5 protein-coding genes are annotated in these 4253 nt (G+C 28.9%); 4 read left to right on the top strand and 1 reads right to left on the bottom strand.

Annotated features, from left to right (window positions below; genetic code table 11):
* Positions 1 to 152 precede the first annotated feature (152 nt).
* The 4 genes from ACFCYN_RS25010 to ACFCYN_RS24995 all read left to right on the top strand — a co-directional run bounded on the left by ACFCYN_RS25010 (position 153) and on the right by ACFCYN_RS24995 (position 2984).
* On the top strand, positions 153 to 401 hold the full coding sequence (locus ACFCYN_RS25010; RefSeq protein WP_375952794.1) for a DUF1871 family protein: 249 nt from the start codon (positions 153 to 155) through the stop codon (positions 399 to 401).
* A 559-nt stretch (positions 402 to 960) separates the two neighbouring features.
* The gene (locus ACFCYN_RS25005) at positions 961 to 1122 is read left to right on the top strand and encodes a hypothetical protein (protein WP_172444336.1); all 162 of its coding nucleotides are present in this window, start codon (positions 961 to 963) and stop codon (positions 1120 to 1122) included.
* 134 nt (positions 1123 to 1256) lie between these two features.
* Complete coding sequence (locus ACFCYN_RS25000; protein WP_375952791.1) at positions 1257 to 1781, top strand: DUF3916 domain-containing protein; 525 nt, start codon at positions 1257 to 1259, stop codon at positions 1779 to 1781.
* A gap of 189 nt (positions 1782 to 1970) precedes the next feature.
* Positions 1971 to 2984, top strand: coding sequence for a DUF4309 domain-containing protein (locus ACFCYN_RS24995; protein ID WP_375952788.1), 1014 nt, complete (start codon positions 1971 to 1973; stop codon positions 2982 to 2984).
* An 89-nt stretch (positions 2985 to 3073) separates the two neighbouring features.
* Here ACFCYN_RS24995 and ACFCYN_RS24990 read toward each other — a convergent pair whose 3' ends face one another.
* Positions 3074 to 3328, bottom strand: coding sequence for a hypothetical protein (locus ACFCYN_RS24990; RefSeq protein WP_375952786.1), 255 nt, complete (start codon positions 3326 to 3328; stop codon positions 3074 to 3076).
* Positions 3329 to 4253 lie beyond the last annotated feature (925 nt).

The following is a 4253-nucleotide window of genomic DNA, read 5'->3' as shown; positions in this document are numbered from 1 at the left end:
AATTCCATTAAGTGTATATATTTATAGTGATTTATTTTTTCGTTGAAGTGAAATTATATTATAAATTAAGGAAACCTTATGCAACTAACGCATGCTTTAGTTACATAAGGATTTAGTATCTTTACGAAATAAATTATAGTGGAGTTGAAGAAATGAACAGTTTGAATTACGAAATAGTAAAGTTAGAAATAGATAAATGGGATTCTTTGGGGCTATTAGCTGGTGGGGCACCAGAAGATGAATATGACCCCGAAATTAAAGATATCGTTAAAGAGATAAATTCTGTAAATAATAATAATGAACTTATATTATTGATTAAAAATGTATTTGAAAAGTGGTTTGGAATGGAATTTTCATATGAAGAATGTTTTACAGTGGCAAAAAGTATTGGAGTAAATTAAAAAGTTAATATTTTCAATTATGATTCAACTTTATCATATGCTCTTATTCAACTAACGCATGCTTTAGTTGAACAACCTTATCGGCTATTTAGCCGATTTTTTTGTGGAACTAAATGGCAGTTTAGTTAATCTAGAATTAGTAAAGTTTTTTAATCAAAATCCGAAAAATATGGTATGTTTATATCACATTACATGACAAAATCGAATTACTTGTTGAGGGGAAAAACTGGGAATCAAACATGAATAAATTAAAGACTATATTAGCAATTGAATGGAAACGCATAGGATTTATTATACTATTTACTTTAGTGTTAGTTTCAAAATGGTCAGAACATGATTACGATTTTTACTTTTGGTTGATTATAAGCTCGCTAATTAATTCTATATTTGTAGCAATTTTCAATACTATAGAAATATATAAAAGAACGGAACTGTAAGGATTTCTTATTCAACTAGTGTGGGAGTACCGTATAAACTTCCATTCACTGTTATGAATCTGAGGATTCATGGATGGCTAACGCATTGCTTTAGTTGAACTAAGACGCAAGGAGGAAATAGAATGTCACATCCATATGTGAAATTTGAAAATACACCTTTATGGAATGTAATTAGTAAAGGCATTGATGAACTTGTTGAAAATAATGATATCGAAGAAACTACAAAAAGAGAGTACATAGTCGGCTATCTTTGTAAGTTGATTAATGAATCGGAAAATAAATAAATTCTTATTGAACTAACGCATACATTAGTTGTACAACAAAATGGCAGATTAGTTGAACAAGCGAATCTATAGTGTTGTAAAATTGTTATATTAAATTGAATGCTATAAAGTAGTTTTAGTATTTGGAGGAACTTATGAAAAGAAGATATAAAAAAGTGCGAGGTTTAAAGCGTTTGATAAAAAAATTCAAAAGAGAATGGACTAAGTTAACAGAAAAATTCCCGATAGAAATGGAACAATATTGGGAATGTCATGTTCCCACTAGACTTTCAGACTTGTTCATCTCACCGAAAACACCAATCAGTGTAAAAAAACAATGTATTCAGTTGATGATAGATAGAACAAGTCATTTAATAAAACTAAAACCTTCGAACCGAGAAAAACTAAGAATTATACTAACCGTTGATTTTCGAGATTGGAACTCAACGAAAATTGATATATTTACTTTGAATGAAAGTAATACATTTTGGATGGGTTACGAAGACGAATACAGTAAAGGTGTTCCAATTGATGTACAACATCATTTAACGAACAAGTGGAAATTATCTGTTCCTATTGGAATGGGAATTGCATGTGTACGAGAAGAAATTAAGGATTCTGACCTAATTGATGAAGATATAAAAGGTGGAGAAATCTGTTATTTAGGAGAAATAAATTAATAAATCTTGTACAACTAACGCATGTGTTTGTTAAACATTAGGAAGCAGCCATTGGCTGCTTTTTTCGTATTTAGCAGAATAGCTAATACGGATAAAATGCAAAATTATCTAAAATTACATTAATCAACTGTTAGGTCGATGTGTTATATTCAATATAATGATAGTAAGTAAAATATTAAGGGGAAATTTATGAATTATATTAATAACAAAAAGATGATTATTGGAATAATAATTGTGGCAGTTATCGCACTAGGCATTCTTTCACCTACGATCATCAAGAATACAAAACATTCTTTAAAGGTACATAAAATAGAGTCACAAAAGAAATCTTTTTTAGAAGAAATTGAGAAACAAGCTAAAGAAGGTAAAATGATTAACAGCCCTTTTAAACTTGGGGAATCTTCAGTATTGATTACAAAAAAATGGGGAAAGTCTGATATATTAAAAGATGAAGACATGAATAAAGAGCCAACTAAGATGCATCCATTTTTTATGGATCTTTTTTCAGATGGAATTATTCCGATGAAATATAGAAGTAAGATCTATTCGAAATATGATACAAAGTTTGAGATAACTGATGAAAATAAAATAAAAAAAATTACGTCCGTGGATAAACGACTTGAGAAACTGAAGCGTGATGAACTAACCAATTATTTCGGGAAACCTTCAATAGAAGGGATAGATTACGTTGTATATCGGGTTGGAGAATATCAATTACTTTTTAATTTTTGGCATGATGAAGAATTTTTTAACACGACTCGATACACTATTTTAAGTAAAGACTCTAAGAAACAAATTGCAGAAATAAAAGAGATTGCTAAGTTAGCAAAAGAAGGTAAAGTTCCTGATGTACCAATTCCAATTGGAGAAACTAAAAATGGGGTATATAAGATGATGGGAGAGCCGGAAGATAAAAATATTCCTGGTTTAACATTAAGATACAAGAATGCTACTATTGAAATAGATGAAAAAACAAATAAAGTAATTAAAATTATGCCTCATGAAAGTTTTTACCAAGCATCTTTTGTAACTGTAAAAAACACTCTTGGAAAACCGTATAAAGAAGAACAAGAACAGAAAGTTACAAGCCCTGTCTTAACTTATCGATTTGGGAAATATGAACTAAGATTTTTCTTTTTCACTGAATCAAGTAGCAATCCGGATTTAAGTGGTATTATGCTTAGTGAGATTGAAACACAGTAGGCATTGAATGATACTGTAAAAATCCATTTTGATACTGGATAATAGTATAAGAAAAAGTCATTGTTTAAAATCAATTCCACAAATTATTATTATTCATTTCTTGATGAACTAACGCTCAGCGATGGTTGAAGATCACAAGCTGCATATGTGCAGCTTTTTTTATTTAAGTATAAGGCAGTAAAGTTCAATAAGAAGCTTCCTTTAAAAAATGAAAAAACACGCTCAATTACACGTGTTTTTAAAATTTGAGGTATTTTTTGATTTTGTTTAATATGTTTTTCCCAATAATCGGGTGGTTGATAATTAATAAGTGAATAATCGATTTCATAACTGTTAATTGCCATTTGTATAAGTAACATCTTCTTAAAATCAGACGGATGGAAATCTTTTGTTTTAACAGTTATAACCTGAACTCCATTACGTTGTGGATTTCCAACAACAACAACTTGATTTTCTTTTGTATAAACTTTACTAACATTTGTTTGAAAAACAATAATATATAAGTCAAGGTCGGTTTTATTTTGAAATGTTGGAAAACCAATACCTAAATTATTTCCAATATTAAATAAACCTGAAAGTCCAATATCATAGATTGGGAATAAACGATGTTGAGCGTAATATATCCTACTTGGGATATAACTCCATCTTCCATAGGTGCTATACCATTGCTCTTTATATACTGGTCTTTCATAATTTGGTTCATTTTTAATTAAATTAAAAGGTATTTCTGTTCCTTTACTTAAAATTTCAGAAATAGAAAAGGTATTTAAAGGATAATTCCACTCGCTTTCTTTTTGTTCTGGAGATTTTAATATAGTAATTGGCTTAGTAGGTTCAAGACTATTTAACCGTTCTTAAAGTTCAATGCACTCATTATTATCTTGCTGATTAATTGATTTGGGAGATCTTATTTTTGCGTTAATGGTTGTACTAAAATAAACACACAAAAAATGTAGTATAAACATATAGTAGCAATTCTTCTTTTTAGCATATACCTTCACCTCTAAGTTAATATCGGTGTACTAAAGGTAATTTATTCTAGTAGTTAGTATGGGCATTATATAATTGTAAAGTTTGATATCAAGCTATATTTTAAGTGATTTGGTGTACCATTCTTATATACTTCGATAGAAGATTGATTTTCTTATTCAACAAAATGGCAGATTAGTTACACAGACATTACATAATTTTCATTTATTAATTGCTTAATAATTTTAGAATTGATACAATTTTCATTCAAATTACTTAACAATGAAATCGAGATGTTAG

Source organism: Gottfriedia sp. NPDC056225, assembly GCF_042267765.1.
GTDB lineage: Bacteria > Bacillota > Bacilli > Bacillales > Bacillaceae_G > Gottfriedia.
The sequence above is the reverse complement of the archived record's forward strand: the minus strand, read 5'-3'. Positions and strand labels throughout refer to the sequence as shown.